The 1,302-nt window shown below is 37.4% G+C and carries 1 protein-coding gene and 1 pseudogene; one reads left to right on the top strand and one right to left on the bottom strand.

All coding sequences use genetic code 11. The annotated features are described in order from the left end of the window. Positions 1 to 159 (top strand): annotated as a pseudogene (locus CBG25_RS17895) (RHS repeat-associated core domain-containing protein); the annotation flags it as partial. 540 nt (positions 160 to 699) lie between these two features. On the opposite strand, the gene CBG25_RS17890 reads toward CBG25_RS17895, so the two are convergent. Next, on the bottom strand, positions 700 to 1,302 hold a 603-nt coding region (locus CBG25_RS17890; RefSeq protein ID WP_290603686.1), incomplete at its 5' end, for an integrase core domain-containing protein.

Below are 1,302 nucleotides of genomic sequence, written 5' to 3'. Positions count from 1 at the left end.
GCGACCGGGCTTTATTACTACGGCTATCGCTATTATCAGCCCTGGGTGGGGAGATGGTTGAGTGCCGACCCTGCTAATACGGTAGATGGGTTGAATTTGTATAGGATGGTTAGGAATAATCCAATTAATCTTTACGATAAAGATGGATTGATTCCAAATCGCGACTACAAATTATTAACACACAATGTAACTCTTCGACATATCAAGCCTGACATGATACCTAAAGCTGCTGTTGACCAGTCTTTTGAAGCTATTCCAGAGGTTATAAGGCTAAGAAATGCATTAACACCTCAAGCTTTTAAAAAAACTCCCCTATTGGGAAGCATAATTAATAAAAATGATGCAACGCTATCAGATGAACATAAAAGAATTGTTAATAATAAAAAAGGAGGCGGCCAACTTCCTTTAACTGCCATAAAGGTTTCAGTATCTACACCTGATAGGTACTATCATGCATTACAAATTGTTAATGATAAAGAACATAGTGCTGAATTCGCATATTGGGTACCAGAAAGTGGATATGTTGATATCCCAATATTGCCAAAGAAAGGAGACCCCAAACTTGTATTTACAGACGGATTTAGCGGATGCTCTTTAGTTGCTGATAAACTTAATGATAGTACAATTCGTGTTTATCATGTTTGTAGTAGCTCAGACTTGATCTGACAGTTACCGGTTATTTATACAGTATCTGTCAGGCTAAATTTGATTTAAATCTTTTTCTCTCCAAATTTGTTTTCCATCGTGTAAAGTTGCTATGGGTGTTCGACCGCAACACATTTTTCCTTGATGAGTACGCTGGTTATTGTATTCCTCTAACCATTTATCTAAATCAGTTTGTAATTCCTCTAAATTACCGTAGATTTTCTTACGAAAAACTACCTGGTAGAACTCTTGTAATACGGTTTTATGAAAACGTTCACAAATTCCATTAGTTTGAGGCGAGCGTGCCTTAGTTTTTGTGTGATCAATATCGTTGATAGCCAGATAAAGTTGATAATCGTGATGCTCAACTTTACCACAATATTCACTACCTCTGTCCGTCAGTATACGTAATATCGGTAATCCATGTTGGGCATAAAAAGGCAGAACCTTGTCATTTAATAAATCCGCAGCAGTTATCGAACTTTTCGTTGTGTAAAGTTTACAATGAACGACTTTGCAGTAAGTATCAATATAAGTTTGTTGGTAGATACGACCAACACCTTTTAAATGACCAACATAAAAAGTGTCCTGCGACCCCAGGTAACCCGGATGTGCTGTTTCAATCTCACCACTGGCTTCATCATCCTGTGCTTTCTT

The organism is Arsenophonus sp. ENCA (assembly GCF_002287155.1).
Classification (GTDB): Bacteria; Pseudomonadota; Gammaproteobacteria; order Enterobacterales; family Enterobacteriaceae; genus Arsenophonus; species Arsenophonus nilaparvatae.
This window is presented reverse-complemented; position numbering and strand designations above follow the sequence as displayed.